General features: G+C 62.8%; 13 protein-coding genes and 1 pseudogene. 4 read left to right on the top strand and 10 right to left on the bottom strand.

Annotated elements, in window-relative coordinates:
- Positions 1–20: 20 nt before the first annotated feature.
- Positions 21–743: pseudogene (istA, locus tag NVV93_RS10890) on the top strand (IS21 family transposase); the annotation flags it as partial.
- Positions 744–1059: 316 nt separating this feature from the next.
- Here istA and NVV93_RS10885 read toward each other — a convergent pair.
- A complete protein-coding gene (locus tag NVV93_RS10885) occupies positions 1060–1290 on the bottom strand; it encodes a helix-turn-helix domain-containing protein (protein WP_119956463.1) in 231 nt (76 codons plus the stop codon).
- A gap of 948 nt (positions 1291–2238) precedes the next feature.
- On the opposite strand from NVV93_RS10885, the gene NVV93_RS10880 reads away from it, so the two are divergent.
- A complete protein-coding gene (locus tag NVV93_RS10880) occupies positions 2239–3612 on the top strand; it encodes a hypothetical protein (protein WP_258250683.1) in 1374 nt (457 codons plus the stop codon).
- A 183-nt stretch (positions 3613–3795) separates the two neighbouring features.
- On the opposite strand, the gene NVV93_RS10875 is transcribed toward NVV93_RS10880, so the two are convergent.
- The 7 genes from NVV93_RS10875 to NVV93_RS10845 form a co-directional block, all read right to left on the bottom strand.
- A complete protein-coding gene (locus NVV93_RS10875) occupies positions 3796–4266 on the bottom strand; it encodes an acyl-CoA thioesterase (protein WP_258250682.1) in 471 nt (156 codons plus the stop codon).
- Between the two features lie 26 nt (positions 4267–4292).
- Positions 4293–5690: a dihydrolipoyl dehydrogenase gene (lpdA, locus tag NVV93_RS10870; RefSeq protein WP_258250681.1), complete on the bottom strand. Its 1398-nt coding sequence runs from the start codon at positions 5688–5690 to the stop codon at positions 4293–4295.
- Between the two features lie 7 nt (positions 5691–5697).
- Positions 5698–6915 carry a dihydrolipoamide acetyltransferase family protein gene (locus tag NVV93_RS10865; RefSeq protein WP_258250680.1) on the bottom strand — a complete coding sequence of 406 codons (1218 nt, stop codon included), beginning with the start codon at positions 6913–6915 and terminating at the stop codon, positions 5698–5700.
- Position 6916: 1 nt separating this feature from the next.
- Positions 6917–7402 carry a VOC family protein gene (locus tag NVV93_RS10860; RefSeq protein WP_258250679.1) on the bottom strand — a complete coding sequence of 162 codons (486 nt, stop codon included), beginning with the start codon at positions 7400–7402 and terminating at the stop codon, positions 6917–6919.
- An 18-nt stretch (positions 7403–7420) separates the two neighbouring features.
- Complete coding sequence (locus NVV93_RS10855; RefSeq protein WP_258250678.1) at positions 7421–9610, bottom strand: thiamine pyrophosphate-dependent enzyme; 2190 nt, start codon at positions 9608–9610, stop codon at positions 7421–7423.
- A 16-nt stretch (positions 9611–9626) separates the two neighbouring features.
- Positions 9627–10415, bottom strand: a complete 789-nt coding sequence (locus tag NVV93_RS10850) for an SDR family NAD(P)-dependent oxidoreductase (protein ID WP_258250677.1) — start codon at positions 10413–10415, stop codon at positions 9627–9629.
- 68 nt (positions 10416–10483) lie between these two features.
- Positions 10484–11275, bottom strand: a complete 792-nt coding sequence (locus NVV93_RS10845) for a shikimate dehydrogenase (RefSeq protein ID WP_258250676.1) — start codon at positions 11273–11275, stop codon at positions 10484–10486.
- 186 nt (positions 11276–11461) lie between these two features.
- Between NVV93_RS10845 and NVV93_RS10840 the strand changes: the two genes are divergently transcribed.
- Positions 11462–12205 (top strand): SDR family NAD(P)-dependent oxidoreductase, encoded by a 744-nt coding sequence (locus tag NVV93_RS10840; protein ID WP_258250675.1) that lies wholly within the window; start codon positions 11462–11464, stop codon positions 12203–12205.
- 187 nt (positions 12206–12392) lie between these two features.
- Complete coding sequence (locus NVV93_RS10835; RefSeq protein ID WP_258250674.1) at positions 12393–13136, top strand: FadR/GntR family transcriptional regulator; 744 nt, start codon at positions 12393–12395, stop codon at positions 13134–13136.
- 24 nt (positions 13137–13160) lie between these two features.
- Here NVV93_RS10835 and NVV93_RS10830 read toward each other — a convergent pair whose 3' ends face one another.
- The gene (locus NVV93_RS10830) at positions 13161–14111 is read right to left on the bottom strand and encodes an alpha/beta fold hydrolase (protein ID WP_258250673.1); all 951 of its coding nucleotides are present in this window, start codon (positions 14109–14111) and stop codon (positions 13161–13163) included.
- Positions 14112–14211: 100 nt separating this feature from the next.
- Entirely contained in the window at positions 14212–16008 is a 1797-nt protein-coding gene (locus NVV93_RS10825) for an acyl-CoA dehydrogenase (RefSeq protein ID WP_258250672.1), read from the bottom strand.
- Positions 16009–16141: the final 133 nt, after the last annotated feature.

The raw sequence follows: 16141 nt of genomic DNA, 5'->3' as shown, positions 1-16141 counted from the left end.
GAGCGCATCTGCACCCACATGAGGTAGCTCTGGCGCAGGTGCTGTTGCCTACCGCGAAGGTGCGCCAGGCCCGCGGCGAACGGGTGTGCCGGACGTGATCAGCCTCCGCCGCAAGGGCGTCACCCTGTAACTGCTGTCGGAAGAGTACGTCGCCGCCCATCCCGAGCAGCCGACCTACCGCAATACCCGGTTCGTCGAGCATTACCGCAGCTACGCCAGAACCCTCAAGCGTTCGATGCGCCTACAGCACCAGGCCGGCGAGAAGCTGTTGATCGACTACGCCGGCCCGACGCTACGGGTGATCGATCCAACCACCGGTGCGATCACCTGGGCGCATTTCTTCGCCGGCACTGGGAGCCTCAAGCTACACCTATGCCTACGCCACGCCCGGTGAAAACCCTGGTGGACTGGCTGACCGCGCTGAGTCAGGCGTTCAGCTACTTTGGCGGCGTCACCGAGATGATCGTCCCCGACAACCCGCGCGCCCTGATTGCCATCCGGACCGCTACGAGCCGGGCTTGAACCGTGCCGCGTTGGAGTGTGCCCGGCATTACGGCAGCGTGATGCTGCCGGCGCGGCCGCGTAAGCCACAGGACAAAGCCGAGGTGGTGGTACAGGTCGTCGAGCGCTGGGTCATGGCGTGGCTGCGGTACCGCCAGTTCTTAAGCCTGTGTGAACTTAACCAGGCGATTGCCGAGCTACAGGAGGATTTTACCCGGCTCTCTGGGGGTAGCGCTCGGTGGCCGGGAGGAACACTAGTGCAGCACTCCTGATGTCAAACTAGACACTCCTCTTAGGCCGTGGCACTACTCTAATGCCTTATGGACCTGTTTCAGCTCGGTGAGTTGATACACCATCGGCTCATGCGCGCGGCGGCTCTGCGTGAGTGCATCCTAGGTCACGAGCAGGGTGTCCTGTAGGTACTCATTGTCTTGTATCAGGTGTTGCTCCTGAACTTGCAGTTCGCCCTAGCTGCTCGCTGCACTGTGGGAGTGGTTGGTACATACAGCTGTGCAAGTCGACGCAATTTCGCCGCGAAGTTCCAGTCGAGGCAAATGCTCAGGCTTGATCTTGGCTTGGCAGTTCAAGCAGGAATGATGGCGTGACGTCGAGCGCTTCAGCCAAACGATAGATATTTAGCAATGCAATGTTGCGCTGCCCTCGCTCTACTCCGCCGAGATAGCTACGCGCCAGCCCGCTTTCCAGAGCAAGGCGCTCTTGGGACCAGCTTTTTGCTTTTCTGGCCTCTATCAATCGTTGGCCGAAAAGAACTCTTGGATCGGTTGGCATCTTCACCCCTCAAAGAGCGGAGATGCTATGAGTGCCGCCTCTATCGGGCCACGCTCTATAGGTGCACGCTCTATGAGTGACAAATTTTAATTTCAGGCTTAAGATGGCCTCTATAAGTACCTATTGAGCTGAAAGCTTGCGGCTAGCACTGACATTGGTCAGATAGTTGATCAGGAAAACCATGAATGGCTGGCATCGTAAAAACCTGACGTTTCAGTGCTGGCAGGTCTGGCGATTCCGCTAGACGGACTTTCTGGGTTGGGGCGGAGGGTTCCCTGCTGTCGATGCTGTCAGCGAATAACCGAACCAATAGTGTCGTGATGCTCTTCCTTCGCTCGGCGGGGCTGTTTGGGCTCGCTTTCTGGTTTTCAAGTTGCAAAAGCACGCAAAGCATTGATGGAGAGCATTATTCGGGAGAATGATCTCTGGCTAGACCCGGCGAATCTGCTGGGTTATCCAGCCCCGATCTTTCTCGTATTCGCTAAACAGAACCGCAAGTTGGCGATCTGCAATCACGTGACCGGATATTGTTGGGGCTTCGCTTATATATTGGCTTGGCGTTACGAGTGGCGAGAGGTCGAGCGCATGGGGATTTCTGGCGCAGGTTCACAGGTTTCCAATACCGGCATCAGAGCCCCAGCGTTTTAGCGCATTAAAAAGGCTAAACACTTCACCTTGGTGCTGGAGTTTGCGGGCGAGCAAAACTCGATTCTGACGTTTCCCGGTGAGCGCACGTGTGGCTGAAACCTGGTGCGCGCGCCCTAACGCTTTATTAAACGGCTGAATTGATTCACTGCAAATAACGCCGCCTCAATCCGCCATACATGGCTGGATAGTGCAAGCTTGAATCGACTTGTTAGCAATCAATAAGAGAAGTAGGGAAGGCTTGAGAGAACTCAGATATATCCTACCCATCCACCTCTCATCAAACATGGCGATAGTTAAGTTATGCAGAATGCATTAGTTAAGCAGGATCGGAGGCGGTACTTTATTGAGAAGGCAAGGAAAGTCCATGGAGATAAATACAGTTATGACGGTGTCGTATATAAAAACAATAAGACGAAGGTCGCCATGCTCTGCAAAATACATGGGGAGTTTTTGCAAGCACCCTCAAGCCACCTGGCGGGCTGCGGCTGCATAGGCTGTGGTATAAAAAGTAGATCCATGAGGTGCAGGCAAACACTGAGTGAATTTATCGCAAAAGCTCAATATAAGCACGGCGATAAGTATTGCTACGATCAAATAGAAAATTATTCAGCTAGTTCTAAGGTGCCAATTGTATGTCCCGATCATGGTGTTTTTATGATGGAGCCTTCGAATCATCTAACCGGTCAAGGCTGCAAAGACTGCGGGGTGAGCAGGCGAGCTAACAAGTGCAGATCCAGTGGAGACGAGTTTGTTGCTCGAGCATATCGTATCCATGGAAATAGATATGGCTATGCCCAGGTTAATTACCTTAATGCAAGGGCGAGCGTGATAATTGAATGCGCAAAGCATGGCCCATTCCAACAGACGCCAGATACTCATCTCAAAGGTAGTGGATGTAAGAGGTGTGCAGCTGAACAGAGAGGGAAGTGTCGTGAATTAGGAATGCGAGCCAATATTGAGCGAGCAAGAAAAAAACATAAGGATTTTTATGACTACGCGTTAGTGCCAGCAGAGGGGAGTTCCTGCGACAAGGTACGAATCAGATGTCCCAGGCATGGACTTTTTTCGCAAGATTTTTACCAGCACTCTCGTGGGATGGGCTGTCCGAAATGTTGGGATGAAAGAAGGAGTATGAGACGCAAGGAAAAAGAGGCGTTCATTCTTGATGCTAGAAATAAACATGGTGCGAAGTATGACTATTCGGAAGTCGACTACATTAATGCTTATACAAAGATTAAAGTTATCTGTGCTGCGCATGGCTCGTTTGAAGTAACGCCAACAAAACATTTGAGTAGAGGTGATGGATGTCCGGAATGCGGATTTCTTAAGCGAAAAGGAATCGGGGGGATTACTGATGTTCGGTTAGAAAATGAGCCGGAGCTCGGCAGAGTTGATGCCTGGGTGTATATTGTGTGCATGGAAAGTTGTGAGGAGAAGTTCTTTAAGGTCGGGCACACGACAAGTAAATATCCGGAAAATCGTTTTTCCTTCTTTGATATGTATAGCTGGAACATTGAGCATGCTGTAAGCAAGCCGCTCTGTGAGGCGCTCAGATTAGAAAACGAGCTAAAGCGAACGCTACCCGGATACAGGCCGAAGCTTAAGTTTAACGGTTATACTGAGTGTACCTATGAAGATCCGTGGCCACTGTTAAAGGAACTCCTGAATATATAGCCATATACGGGTGATTCGAACAAACTTGACGTATCGCGTGGCTCTCATCGACAGGCATTGAGCCAAGGGCCTCGCTGGTACAACGGATAATCTGTCTCAACCGACAGAACTGGGATGGCAGATTGTCCCAGCACTGCGTCGGCAATCGGGCTGCATCGGTATCGCAGCCCTATCCACCAAGACTCATTGTGCCGCAGAGGGCAATAGCTCAGCCCCATCGCGATCGACGATCAGGCGACGCAGTTCGTCGGCGACGGCGACCTTTTCCCCCGTCGAGTTGATCATCCAGACACAGATGGCGTGGCCGTGACCAACCCGGGTGCCGTTCCAGGCCGCGAACTCCATGCGGAAGCTGGTTTTGCGAATCCAGGCGACGCGACCGGTGATCAGGATCTTCTCGCCGTGTTCGAGCGAGCGGTCGTAGGTGAAGCCGAGTTCCTTGATCACCGGGCCTGGGGCTTCCCGGGTGAAGCGGGGTACGCCCAGGGATTCGAGATAGGCATTGCGGCTTTCTTCGCACCAGCCCAGGTAGGCGAGGTTGTTCGCATGGCCGAAGGGGTCGATGTCCGCCCAGCGTACTTCGAAATGCTTGCCGAAGGCCCAGCCCGGTTCGACGCCGTACTGCGCCCGGGAGTCGTTGTTCAGATCATTCATGCTTGTTCCTCGCCTCTTGGCAGTCTTTAGATATGCAGCGCCCGGCCGTAGGCGGCCAGTACCGCTTCGTGCATGGCCTCCGACTGGGTCGGGTGGGGGAAGATGGCGCTCATCAGCTCCGCTTCGGTGGTTTCCAGTTCCAGGCCGACGGTGTAGCCCTGAATCATTTCGGTGACTTCCTCGCCGACCATGTGTGCGCCGAGCAGCTCGCCGCTGTCCGCATCGAACACTACCTTGGTGAAACCGCCCGTTGCCCCCAGCGCGATGGCCTTGCCGTTGGCGGCGAACGGGAACTTGCCGACGCGCACCTCGCGCCCGCTGTCGCGGGCCTGGGCTTCGGTCAGGCCGACGCTGGCGACCTGTGGATGGCTGTAAGTGCAGGCCGGTACGCGGTTGCTGTCCAGTGGATGCGGATCGAGGCCGGCGATCTTCTCGACGCAGATCAGCGCCTCGTGGCTGGCCTTGTGCGCCAGCCACGGAGGACCGGCGACGTCGCCGATGGCGTAGACGCCGGGCTCGCCGGTGGCGCAGTAGCGGTCGGTGACGATATGGGTCTTCTCCACCTTGACCGCGGTGCCTTCCAAGCCGAGGTCCTCGACGTTGCCGACGATGCCGGCGGCGCTGAGGATCACGTCGACCTCCAGGGTCGCCGCGCTGGCACCGTCCAACTCCACCCGCCAGCCGCTGCTGAGGCGCTGGCTGGATTGCAGGCGGCAGCCGGTGTGCAGGGCGATGCCGTCCTTGCGCAGCGCGTCGGCGACATGCGCGGAAATTTCCTCGTCTTCCACCGGCAGGATACGTTCGGCCATCTCGATCACGCTGACCTCGCAGCCCAGCGCATGGTAGAAGCTGGCGAATTCGATGCCGATGGCGCCGGCGCCGATCACCAGCAGGCGCTTGGGCAGGGCAGGCGGTTGCAGGGCCTCACGGTACGACCAGAGGCTGGCGCCGTCCGCCTCGAGCCCCGGCAGTTGCCGTGCCCGCGCGCCGGTGGCGAGGATGATGTGCGGCGCCGCCAGCGTCAGCGTCAGCGTGTCGCTGCCGCGGGTCACTTGCAGGGTGTGCCGACCCGCGAGGCGGGCATGGCCGTTGATCACGGTGACGCCGTTCTTCTTCATCAGATGCTCGACGCCGCGTTGCAGCTGGGCTGCGACAGCGCGCGAACGAGCCACCATGGTCGGCAGGTCAGCCTGCGGCGCGCCGACGCTGACGCCGAAGTGCGCGGCATCGCGCACCAGACGCAGCACATCGGCGGAGCGCAGCAGCGCCTTGGTGGGGATGCAGCCCCAGTTCAGGCAGATGCCGCCGAGCTGGGCCTTCTCCACCAGCGCCGTGCGCATGCCCAGTTGGGCGGCGCGGATCGCCGCCACGTAGCCCCCGGGGCCACCGCCGACGACGATCAAATCGAATGCTTGTGTCTTCATCGTTGCCTCAGACCAGAATCGCCAGCGGGTTTTCGATAATGCGTTTGAAGGCGGCCAGCCACTGTGCGGCGAGGGCACCGTCGACGGCGCGATGGTCGACCGACAAGGTCACGGTCATCAGCGGCGCCACTACCAGCGCGCCATCCTCGACCACCGGGCGCAGCGATGTGGCGCCCACGGCAAGGATCGCCGCATGGGGTGGATTGATAATCGCGGAGAACTCCTCGACGCCGTACATGCCAAGGTTGCTGATGGTGAAGCTGCCGCCCTGGTAGTCCGCCGGCGCCAGTCGTCCGCTACGCGCGCGTCCGGCCAGTTCGGCGACCTCGCTGCCGATGCGCGACAACGACTTGCTGCCGACATCGCGGACCACCGGGGTGATCAGCCCGTTGTCGGTGGCGACTGCCACGGCGATGTCCGCCCGCTGGTAGCGACGCAAGGCACTGTCGGTCCAGCTGACGTTCATCGCTGGCACTTCCTCGAGCGCCGCGGCGACCGCCTTGATGATGAAGTCGTTGATCGAGCACTTGCGCGGCGCACTGGCGTTGATTTGGGCACGCAAGTCGTTCAGTCGGTCCATCCGGCAGTCAGCCTTCAGGTAGAAGTGCGGCACGCTGGCCTTGCTCTCGGTCAGGCGACGCGCAATGGTGCGGCGCATGTTCGAGTGTGCGACTTCTTCGTAATCGCCTGCGCCGCTGCTGGCCGCCGGGGCGACTGGTGCAGGCGTGGGCGCCGGTGCGGCGGGTGCCGGGCGGGCGCTTTCCACATCGCGCTTGACGATGCGCCCGTGCGGGCCGCTGCCCTGCAGCGTGGCGAGCTCGACTCCCTGTTCCTTGGCCAGGCGCCGCGCCAGCGGGCTGGCCTTGATCCGTTCGCCATCGGCAACCACAGGAGTTGCCTGGGCTGTCGAGGCTGCCGGTGCTGCGGCCTGCGCTGTAGGGACAAGAGCCGTAGCCAGCAGCGCCGCGATATCGACGCCGTTCTCGCCGGGCGCATGCAGCACGGCGATGGGGGCGCCCACGGCAACGTCCTCGCCGACCGGGCTGAGAATCTTGCCGAGTACGCCGGCCTCATCGGCCTCGAAGTCAACCAATGCCTTGTCGGTTTCGATGGTGACGAGGATGTCGCCGACCGCAATGGCGTCGCCCTCGCGCTTCAGCCATTCGTTGAGCACTGCCGAGGTGCCGTTGGCGGCGATTTCCGGCATGCGGATGAGTTTTGCCATGTCAGCTCGCTCCGTTGATGAGGTCGGGACGGTAGTCGCCGATGCGTTGGTACTGCACCAGTTCGAGGACGTTTCCCTCGGGGTCGCGACAGAACGCCAGGTAAACACCGGGCCGCACTTCCACGCGCTGCGGGCCGGTCATGAACTCGATGCCAGCGTGCTGCAGATCGGCGATCGCAGCGTCGATGTCGTCGAGGATGAAGGTCAGGTAGGTCGCGTTCGGTCGGTCGAGAATCCATTCGCCGGGTGCCGCGGCACCGGTCGGCGTGGCCCGCGCCAGCAACTTGATACGCTCGCCCCGGTTGGTCTGCAGGCGCACCACGGTATAGGCCTCCGGGCACAACGCGGCGGCACTGGCCTTGTCGGCCGGCACAACGAACTCGCTGACGAAGCGAAAACCCAGCACGCCTTCATAGAAGGCGCGCTGCATGGCGAGATCGCGACAGGCGATACCGACTTCGAGAGGGACGGTCATGTGGATGGTCATCGCAAACTCCTCGGCCGCTCAGGCGGCGCCCTTGTCGCGCATGACGCGGTGCAGGCCGACGACCACCTCTTCGGTGCGTGCGCAGGCCGCGCGCTCCAGCACCTTGGAGATGCTCGGCGAGGCTTCGCTGCCGGATACGCGCTGCACCGGCTGGTCGAGCCAGTCGAAGCAGCGGCGCTGGATCTCGTCCGCCAGCCAGCCACCGTACGAGGTGCCGACCGAGCCCTGTTCGACGATCAGCACGTTGTTGGTCTTGCGGATGCTCGCCTCGATGGTTTCCCAGTCGAGACTGGCGCGGTCGAGCCAGCGCAGGTCGACCACTTCGGCGTCGACGCCGCTGTGTTCGGCGGCTTCGAGGGCGTGGGCGACCATCGACAGGTAGGTCAGCACCGTCACCTCCTTGCCGCTGCGGCGGATGGCGGCCTTGCCGAACGGGATCTGGTAGTCGAGGTCTTCGGCCGGCGCCAGGCCTGACGAGGTGTACAGGTCGACGTGCTCGATCACCAGCACCGGGTCCTTGAGCGCCAGCGCGGCGTTCATCAGACCGATGTAGTCGAACGGCGTGGACGGCGCGACGATCCGCCAGCCGGGGCTGGTGGCGAAGATGCCCGCCGGGTCCATCGAGTGTTGTGAGCCGTAACCGGTGCCCATGGCCACCTTGGTGCGCAGCACAAAGGGCATCTCGATGTCGCCGCCGAACATGTGCCGGGCCTTGCCGATCTGGTTGAACACCTGGTCGGCGGCGACCCACATGAAGTCGGGGTACATGAACTCCACCACCGGGCGGTAGCGGCCGTCCATCGCCAGGCCGCCGCCGAGACCGGCGAAGGCGTTCTCGCTGATCGGCGTGCCGAGCACGCGATCCGGGAAGCGATCCTTGAGGCCGCGGGTGGCGCCGTTGGTGCCGCCCTTGAGGCGGTGCACATCCTCGCCCATGACCACCACGCCCGGGTCGGTTTCCATGCGGCGGGCCATCACGTCGGCCACCGCATCGATGAACTTGCGCTTCTCCAGCTTGCCCTGGAAGCCGGCTTCCTCCGCGGTACGCGCGCCCTGCAGCTCGCTCAGGTCGCCGCGCACGCCGACGTTGCAGAAGTCCGGGCTGGGCCACAGGTCGGGGCGAATCCGCCGCTTGCCCGCCCGGACGCCGCTGTCGGCTTCGGTCAGCGCGGCCGCCGCGCGCTGCATGGCCGCCTGCGCGCGACCGCGCAGGTCGGCGATCTGCTCGGCATCGATCAAGCCGCGTTCCTGCATGCGCCGGCCCAGGTGATCGAGCGGGTCGCGCTCGCGCCAGGCCTGCTCCTCGTCCTTGCTGCGGTAGCCGAAAGCGCTGCCGGGATAGGCGCCGTTCTGGTGGAAGAAGCGGTACACGTCGGCCTCGATGATGGTCGGCCCCTTGCCGGCGCGCATGTGCGCCAGTGCTTCTTGCATCGCCAGGTATACCGCCAGCGGGTCCATGCCGTCGACACGCCAGCTGGGGATGTTGAAGGCCGCGCCGCGCGCGGAGAGGCGCGGCTCGGCGGTGGCTTCCTCGACCGTGGTGGAAACCGCGTAGCGGTTGTTCTCGATGAAGAAGCACAGCGGCAACTGCCAGGCGGCGGCGAGGTTCATGCTTTCTAGCACCGAGCCGATGTTCACCGCGCCGTCGCCGAAGTAGGTCACCGCCACGGCATCGGTGCCGGCGTGCTTGTGCGCCCAGGCCGCACCGGCCGCCAGCGGCACACCGCCACCGACGATGGCGTTGGTGCCGAGCACGCCGGCGTCCTGCCAGCGCAGGTGCATGGAGCCGCCACGTCCCTGGCAGAAGCCCTGGGCCAGGCCGAGGATCTCACCCAGCGTGCGTTGCAGCAGGTTCTCGACCTCGCTGCTCAGCGGCGCCTTGGGATCGATGCCGGTGGGGTTGAGATAGCCGAGGGCCTTGGCGAGGAACTGATGATGTCCACGGTGGGAGCCGTTGATCTGGTCGGCGGCGACCAGCGGCACAATGGAGCCGGCCGCGCCGCCTTCCTGGCCGACGCTGGAGTGTGCCGGGCCGTGTACCAGGCCTTCGGCGGCCAGCTCCAGCACGCTTTCCTCGAAGGCGCGGATCAGGTGCATGTGCGCCAGCAGGGTGCCGAGCACGGCCGGGGCGGCGTTCTGCCAGTCCTGTTCGGTGGTGCGCAGCTCCACCCAGGGCGCGGCGGGCGCCAGCGCGATATGTTCTGCCATGATGTCGGTCTCGGGGTCAGATGTAGCCGTAAGCCGTCCAGCCGCCGTCGGCGACTAGGGTCTGGCCATTGATGAAAGCGGCCGCATCGGCCGCAAGGAACAGGGCGACGCCGGCGATTTCTTCCGGTTGCGCCAGGCGCCCGGCCGGCGTGCGCGCGGTCAGCGCATCCAGGTCCATGCGCCCGTCGCGCACCAACTGGTCGACCAGCGCGGTCTGCACATAACCGGGGGCTATGGCGTTGACCCGCACGCCGGCCTTGGCCCATTCGATGGCCAGCACCTTGGTCAGCATCACCACGGCGGCCTTGCTGCCGCAGTAGGCGGCGCGCTCTGGAGCGGCGCTCAGGCCGTACATCGAGGCGGTGTTGAGGATCACGCCACTGCTCTGGTCGACCATCCGGCGGCCGGCTGCCTGCGCGCAGTAGAAGACGCCGTTGAGGTTGATGTCGATCGCCCGCCGCCAGTCATCCGCGCTCAGTTCGAGGGTCGGACGGTTCATGGCGATGCCGGCATTGTTCAGCAGAACGTCGACCCGCCCGAAGCTCTCCACCGTGCGCTGCATCGCGTCCTCGACCACCTGCGGATCGGTGATCGAGCCGGCGATGGCTTCCAGCTGGATGCCGGGATGTGTTTCACCCAGCTCGCCACGAACCTGCTCCAGCGCGCTGGCGTTGATGTCGAACAGCGCCAGGTGGGCGCCATTGGCGGCGAAGGCTTTAGCCATGGCGAGGCCGATGCCGCTGGCGGCGCCGGTGACGAAGGCCACCTTGCCTGCCAGTTCCGGGTACCCCTGCACCGTGCTCATAGGTGTGCTCGTTTGCTGTGTCATACCGCTGTCCAGCCTTTCAGTTGTCGGTTGTTGTTCTTGGCGGTTCAGGCCAGTCCGAAGAAGCGCGCCATTTCCTCGATCTGCGCATCGACCATGTGGCGGCCCAGATGGATCGGGTGACCGAGCTTGGCTGCGGCGAGCAGCAGCGGGGTCATGTCCGGGTTCATCACTACCTCGGCGACCACTGCGCCGACTGGCAGTCGATCCAGCTCGAAGGGCAGGCCATCGCCTGGCTGCAGGCCGAGCGACGTGGAGTTCACCGCCAGCGTGCAGTGCTCAGGCACTGATCCGGCCACCTCGGCGACCAGGTGCGGGTGATGCGCACGCAGCTCCTCCACCAGTTGCCGCGCGCGGCTCTCGGTGCGGTTGTAGATGGCGATGGACGCCGCGCCGTGGTTGGCCAGCGTATGGGCGATGGCCTTGGCCGCGCCGCCGGCGCCGGCGATGTAGACGTGTTGAGCACGAATGGCATGGCCCTGGGCGAGCAGACCGCGGGTGAACCCTTCGCCGTCGAGGTTGGTGCCGACCAACGCGCCGAGCTCATGGTCGATGCGCAGCACGTTGACCGCGCCGATCTGCCGCGCCGCGTCGCTGAGTTCGGTGCACAGCGGCAACACGGATTCCTTGTAGGGGATGGTCACTACCAGCCCCGCGAGATTGCGCATGGCCGGCAAGCTGGCGATGAACGCTGCGAAATTTTCCGGGCGCACATGCAAGGGTACGAGGACGGCATTGCAGCCCAGTTCCTGCATGTACGCATTGAAGCGTTCCGGTGTGCGCACGTGCTCGATGGGGTCGGCGACGATGCCGACGACGCGGGTTTTTCCGTTGATCATGTTTCCCTCGTCTCCGATCGGGCCGTGCCGGTGCTGTCTCGCCATCATGTATGACGAATGATGTTTACTTGTCAGACAAGTTGGCGCACATTATTGGCCGCAATCGCGGTTGTCAATAACTACTATCAGCCTGTCAGACAAGTTGCATGGCAAGCACCGCACAGCGCCATCAACAGAGGGAACACAATGATCGCTTTCGAGAGCAAAACTGCCCTGATCACTGGCGCCGCTAGCGGCATTGGCCGTGCCTGTGCGCGGATGCTGGGGCGAGCAGGCGCCAACTTGGCCCTGGCCGACATCAACGAGGCAGCGCTGGAAGTGCTGCAGGCCGAGCTGATCGCCGACGGAGTGGCCGGTAGCATCAGCTGCCATCTGCTGGATATCGGCGACGAAGCGTCGTGCATCCGCACCAGCGAAGCGGTGGCCGCGCGCCACGGGCAGATCGACCACCTGATCCACGCCGCCGGCATCTACCCGGAAGGCCTGGTGCGCGACCTGCAGGACGCCGACTGGCAGCGTCTGATGCGCATCAACCTGGACGGCACCTTCTACATCTGCCGTGCGGCGATGCCGTTTTTCAGCGACGACAGTTCGATCGTCAATCTCTCATCGGTGGCCGGTCATCGCGGCAGCTACGCGCACGCCCACTACTCGGCGTCCAAGGGCGCGGTCAGCAGTTTCAGCAAGAGCCTGGCGCTCGAGCTGGCGCCCAAGACCCGGGTCAACCTGGTCGCCCCAGGCATCATCGAGACACCGATGACTGCCGCGCTGCTGCACCAGAAGGGCCAGGCGCTGCTCGACGGTACGCCGCTAAAGCGCTTCGGCACGGCGGAGGAAGTGGCTGGAGCCATCGTGTTCCTCTGCTCTCCGCTGGCCAGTTTCGTCACTGGCGAAACCCTTCACGTCAACGGCGGCTTGTATATGGTGTAAGAGCCTGTTTACGATCTTCTGGATTAGAGTCAGACAAGGCAAAAGTGGCCGAGAAAGCGCAGTTTACGAAGTGTAAATGAGCATTTTGAGGCCACTTTTAACGCGGTCTGGCCGCGAGCCAGGAGATCGTAAACAGGCTCTAAGAATACCGACCATGATCACCCCTCCGGATCCAAGGCTTGCCTACATGAGCACTGCGCAGAACACCCCGAATCGGGCCACTCCCACAGCAGAACAGTCGCGCCAGCCGGTGACGGAGGTGATTGTCGAGTGGCTGTATCAACAGATTGAAAGCGGGGTGCTCCAGCCGGGTGACAAGCTGCCCAGCGAAAGCGCGCTACAGGAGCGCTTCTCAGTGGGGCGCTCGGCGGTGCGCGAGGCCCTGTCGCAGCTCAAGTCCGAAGGCATCGTCAGGGCTGAGCAGGGGCGGGGCGTATTCGTCAACGAACGGGGGGCGCGCCAGGCCTTTCGCTTGCAGGCGTCCTCGTTGGATGACAGTGAGAGCCTGGCGCACATTCTTGAGCTGCTGGTGACCTTCGAAACGGCTGCTGCTCGCTACGCAGCCCTGCGGCGTACGCCTGACGACCTGAAGTGCATCAAGCGGGCACTGGTCGGCATGGAGTACGCGGTGCTCAACGACGAACTGGGCGAGGAGGAGGACTTTGCCTTTCATCAGGCCATCGTTGACGCCACCAAGAACCCCCACTTCAAATCGTTCAACGATTACCTGGAGCAGCACGCCCGTCGGCTGATCCGCCAGGCGCGCAGCAATACCGCGAAGAACTACGCCGAGCTGATTCAGGACGTGCAGAACGAGCACAAGGCAATCTTCGAGGCGATCGAGGCCGGGAATGCCGAAGCAGCGAGCGCCGCCGCGGAAAACCATCTGCACAACGCGGCGAAACGTCTGAACATGTACGTTCAGGCTTAGCCGAACTCGCCGTTCGCGGGCGTTTCAAGCCGGATAGTGGCGGTCGAGAAAGTCGCTGAGTAGGGCATTCACTTCTGCCGGTCGTTCGTTCTGTATCCAGTGACCGCAGCCTTCCAGTACGTGCTGCTCGAGTCTCGGCACCCGTTCGCCCATGCGCTTGAGCGTATAGGTTTCCAGCTTGCCGACCGGGTCGCGCTCACCGAGCAGAAACAGGGTCGGCTGGAGAATGGTCTGGCCGGCCAGTGCTTCGGTGCGCTGCCAGGTGCGAGCGAAGTTGCGGTACCAGTTCAGCGGGCCCCGGAAGCCGCGGGCAAAGGTGCGCACGTAGATGGCGAAGTCCTCGGCCGTACACCAGGCCGGCAAGTCCTGTGGTTCGGGCAGACCGTCGAGCAGGCGGGCGCCGGCGGGTTTGTCCTGCAGGAACACCTCGCCCTGTCCGCCGAGCAGTAGGCGCAGACTGCGGGCGACGTCAGCCTCCAGCTTGGCCTCCGCGTCACCCGGCTCCTGGAAATAGACGATGTAGTTAAAGCGACCAGCATTCACCTCGCGCATGATGTCGATGGCGGGGCGTTTGGGGCGACCGCCGAAGGGCACTGACATCGTCACCAGGGTTTTGACACGCTGCGGTTCGAGCATGGCCAGGTACCAGGCCATGCCCGCCCCCCAGTCGTGACTGATCACCCCGACCTCGGTGTGGCCGAGTACGTCCATCGCGGCCTGGATGTCACCGCATAGGGTGACCAGGTCGTAAGCCTCTGGCTCGCTCGGCGCGCTGCTCAGGCCGTAGCCGCGCATTTCAGGAATAAGCACTCGGTAGCCGGCGCAAGCCAACGGCTCGATCTGTTGGCGCCAGGAGTGCCAGCATTCGGGAAAACCGTGCAGTAGCCAGAGTGGTCGACCGTCAGCCGGGCCTGCGCTGTACAAGCTGAGCGTGATGCCATGAACGTCAAGCAGTAGGTGGTCGATAACGGGCATGTTGGGCTCCTTGATTCGGGCCGATTGGGGCACTGGTCAGGCGCCCCTAGGGGAGGGGGCCAAGAGTCCATGGCCCTTTCGCAGTCCGCGACAAATCGACTTAGAACTGCGCGTCGTCCATCGCCAGGGCGGCATCGCCACCGTGTAGTACGGTGTCTGCCAAGCCGTTGGCCCGCGTCAGCTGGTGATCGGCATAGAACTGCACGGTATGCAGCTTGGCCTGGTAGAACGCGGTGTCGCCGCTGCCTTCGCGCAGGCGCTGCTCGGCGACCAGCGCGCTGCGCGCCAGCTGCCAGCCGCCGGCGACGATGCCGAACAGCTCGAGGAACGGCACCGAGCCGACCGAGACCTTGGCTACCGCACTGTCGTACTCGGCGACGATGAACTGCACGGCCTGCTGCAGGGCGCCGATGCCCTGGCCCAGGGCCGCGCCGATGCGGCTCAGGCTGGCGCTGTCGGCCGCACCGAGCTGCGCCTTGACGGTACGCATGCGCTCGATCAGCTGGCCGATGGCCTGGCCGCCGTCGCGGGCGATCTTGCGACCGACCAGGTCGGCGGCCTGGATGCCGGTGGTGCCTTCGTAAATCGTGGTGATGCGCGCATCGCGCAGGTGCTGGGCGGCGCCGGTTTCCTCGATGAAGCCCATGCCGCCGTGGATCTGCACGCCGAGCGAGGCGATGTCGATGGCGTTCTCGGTGCTCCAGCCTTTGACTACCGGGATCATCAGGTCGACGAAGGCCTGACTGCGCTGACGCTGTTCGGCGTCGGCATGGCGCTGGGCAAAATCCATCGCCGTGGCGACCTCGCAAGCCAGCGCACGCATCGCTTCGGTACGCGACTTCATCGACAGCAGCATGCGGCGCACGTCCGGGTGACGAATGATCGCCACCTTGTCGCGGCTCTTCACGCCCAGTTCGCCGCCTTGCACGCGATCACGGGCGTAGGCGAGGGCGCGCTGGTAGGCGCGTTCGGCCAGGCCGATGCCTTCGATGCCGACCGAGAAGCGCGCGGCGTTCATCATGATGAACATGTATTCCAGACCGCGGTTTTCTTCGCCGACCAGCCAGCCAGTGGCACCGCCCTGGTCGCCGAAGGCCAGTACCGCAGTCGGGCTGGCGTGGATGCCGAGCTTGTGCTCGATCGATACGCAGCGCACGTCGTTGCGCGCGCCGAGGCTGCCGTCGGGGTTGACCAGGAACTTCGGCACGACAAACAGCGAGATGCCTTTGACACCCTCCGGCGCGCCCGGTATGCGGGCCAGCACCAGATGGACGATGTTGTCGGTGAGGTCGTGCTCGCCGTAAGTGATGAAAATCTTCTGGCCGAACACTTTGTAGGTACCGTCGCCCTGCGGCTCGGCGCGGCTGCGCACGGCGGCGAGGTCGGAACCGGCCTGGGGTTCGGTGAGGTTCATCGATCCGGTCCACTCGCCGCTGACCATCTTCGGCAGGTAGGTTTCCTTGAGGTGCGCGGAGCCACGCAGTTCGATGGCTTCGATAGCACCACGGGTCAGCATCGGGCACAGCCCGAAGGAGACGTTGGCGCCGTTCCACATTTCCTCGACCAGCGCCGAGACCAGGCGCGGCAGGCCCTGGCCGCCGAACTCTGGCTCGCAGGACAGCGCGTTCCAGCCGCCCTCGACGAATTGCTCGTAGGCCTTGCGCCAGCCAGCGGGGGTGCTCACCGCGCCGTCGTGCCAGCGCGCGCCTTCGCGGTCGCCGATCACGTTCAGCGGCGACAGCACTTCACCGGCGAAACGCCCGGCCTCTGCGAGGATGGCGTCGACCAGATCGCTACCCAGATCCTCGCAGCCGGGCAGGGCAGCGATGCGCTGCAAGTGGCCAAACTCGTTGAGGAGGAACTGCATGTCGCGTAGGGGGGCGGTGTAGTCACTCATCGGAAGGTCTCTATCGGTTGTCGTTGGGGTAGCTAGCGACGATTGCTCGCGGCGCATCGGCAAGAGGGCGGTAGTTAACCAGATTGTCGGCTTGTCTCTCCCACTCCATTGGAAGGGCATCTAGTGGCAGACC

The organism is Pseudomonas sp. LS44 (assembly GCF_024730785.1).
GTDB lineage: Bacteria > Pseudomonadota > Gammaproteobacteria > Pseudomonadales > Pseudomonadaceae > Aquipseudomonas.
Note: the sequence above shows the minus strand (reverse complement) of the source record. Positions and strands in the feature narration are given on the sequence as shown.

Bases quoted from the DNA above. Each gene is read 5' to 3' on its own strand.
- NVV93_RS10885 (WP_119956463.1), bottom strand. From the start codon at position 1,290: ATGCCAACCGATCCAAGAGTTCTTTTCGGCCAACGATTGATAGAGGCC.
- NVV93_RS10880 (WP_258250683.1), top strand. From the start codon at position 2,239: ATGCAGAATGCATTAGTTAAGCAGGATCGGAGGCGGTACTTTATTGAG.
- NVV93_RS10875 (WP_258250682.1), bottom strand. From the start codon at position 4,266: ATGAATGATCTGAACAACGACTCCCGGGCGCAGTACGGCGTCGAACCG.
- lpdA (WP_258250681.1), bottom strand. From the start codon at position 5,690: ATGAAGACACAAGCATTCGATTTGATCGTCGTCGGCGGTGGCCCCGGG.
- NVV93_RS10865 (WP_258250680.1), bottom strand. From the start codon at position 6,915: ATGGCAAAACTCATCCGCATGCCGGAAATCGCCGCCAACGGCACCTCG.
- NVV93_RS10860 (WP_258250679.1), bottom strand. From the start codon at position 7,402: ATGACCATCCACATGACCGTCCCTCTCGAAGTCGGTATCGCCTGTCGC.
- NVV93_RS10855 (WP_258250678.1), bottom strand. From the start codon at position 9,610: ATGGCAGAACATATCGCGCTGGCGCCCGCCGCGCCCTGGGTGGAGCTG.
- NVV93_RS10850 (WP_258250677.1), bottom strand. From the start codon at position 10,415: ATGAGCACGGTGCAGGGGTACCCGGAACTGGCAGGCAAGGTGGCCTTC.
- NVV93_RS10845 (WP_258250676.1), bottom strand. From the start codon at position 11,275: ATGATCAACGGAAAAACCCGCGTCGTCGGCATCGTCGCCGACCCCATC.
- NVV93_RS10840 (WP_258250675.1), top strand. From the start codon at position 11,462: ATGATCGCTTTCGAGAGCAAAACTGCCCTGATCACTGGCGCCGCTAGC.
- NVV93_RS10835 (WP_258250674.1), top strand. From the start codon at position 12,393: ATGAGCACTGCGCAGAACACCCCGAATCGGGCCACTCCCACAGCAGAA.
- NVV93_RS10830 (WP_258250673.1), bottom strand. From the start codon at position 14,111: ATGCCCGTTATCGACCACCTACTGCTTGACGTTCATGGCATCACGCTC.
- NVV93_RS10825 (WP_258250672.1), bottom strand. From the start codon at position 16,008: ATGAGTGACTACACCGCCCCCCTACGCGACATGCAGTTCCTCCTCAAC.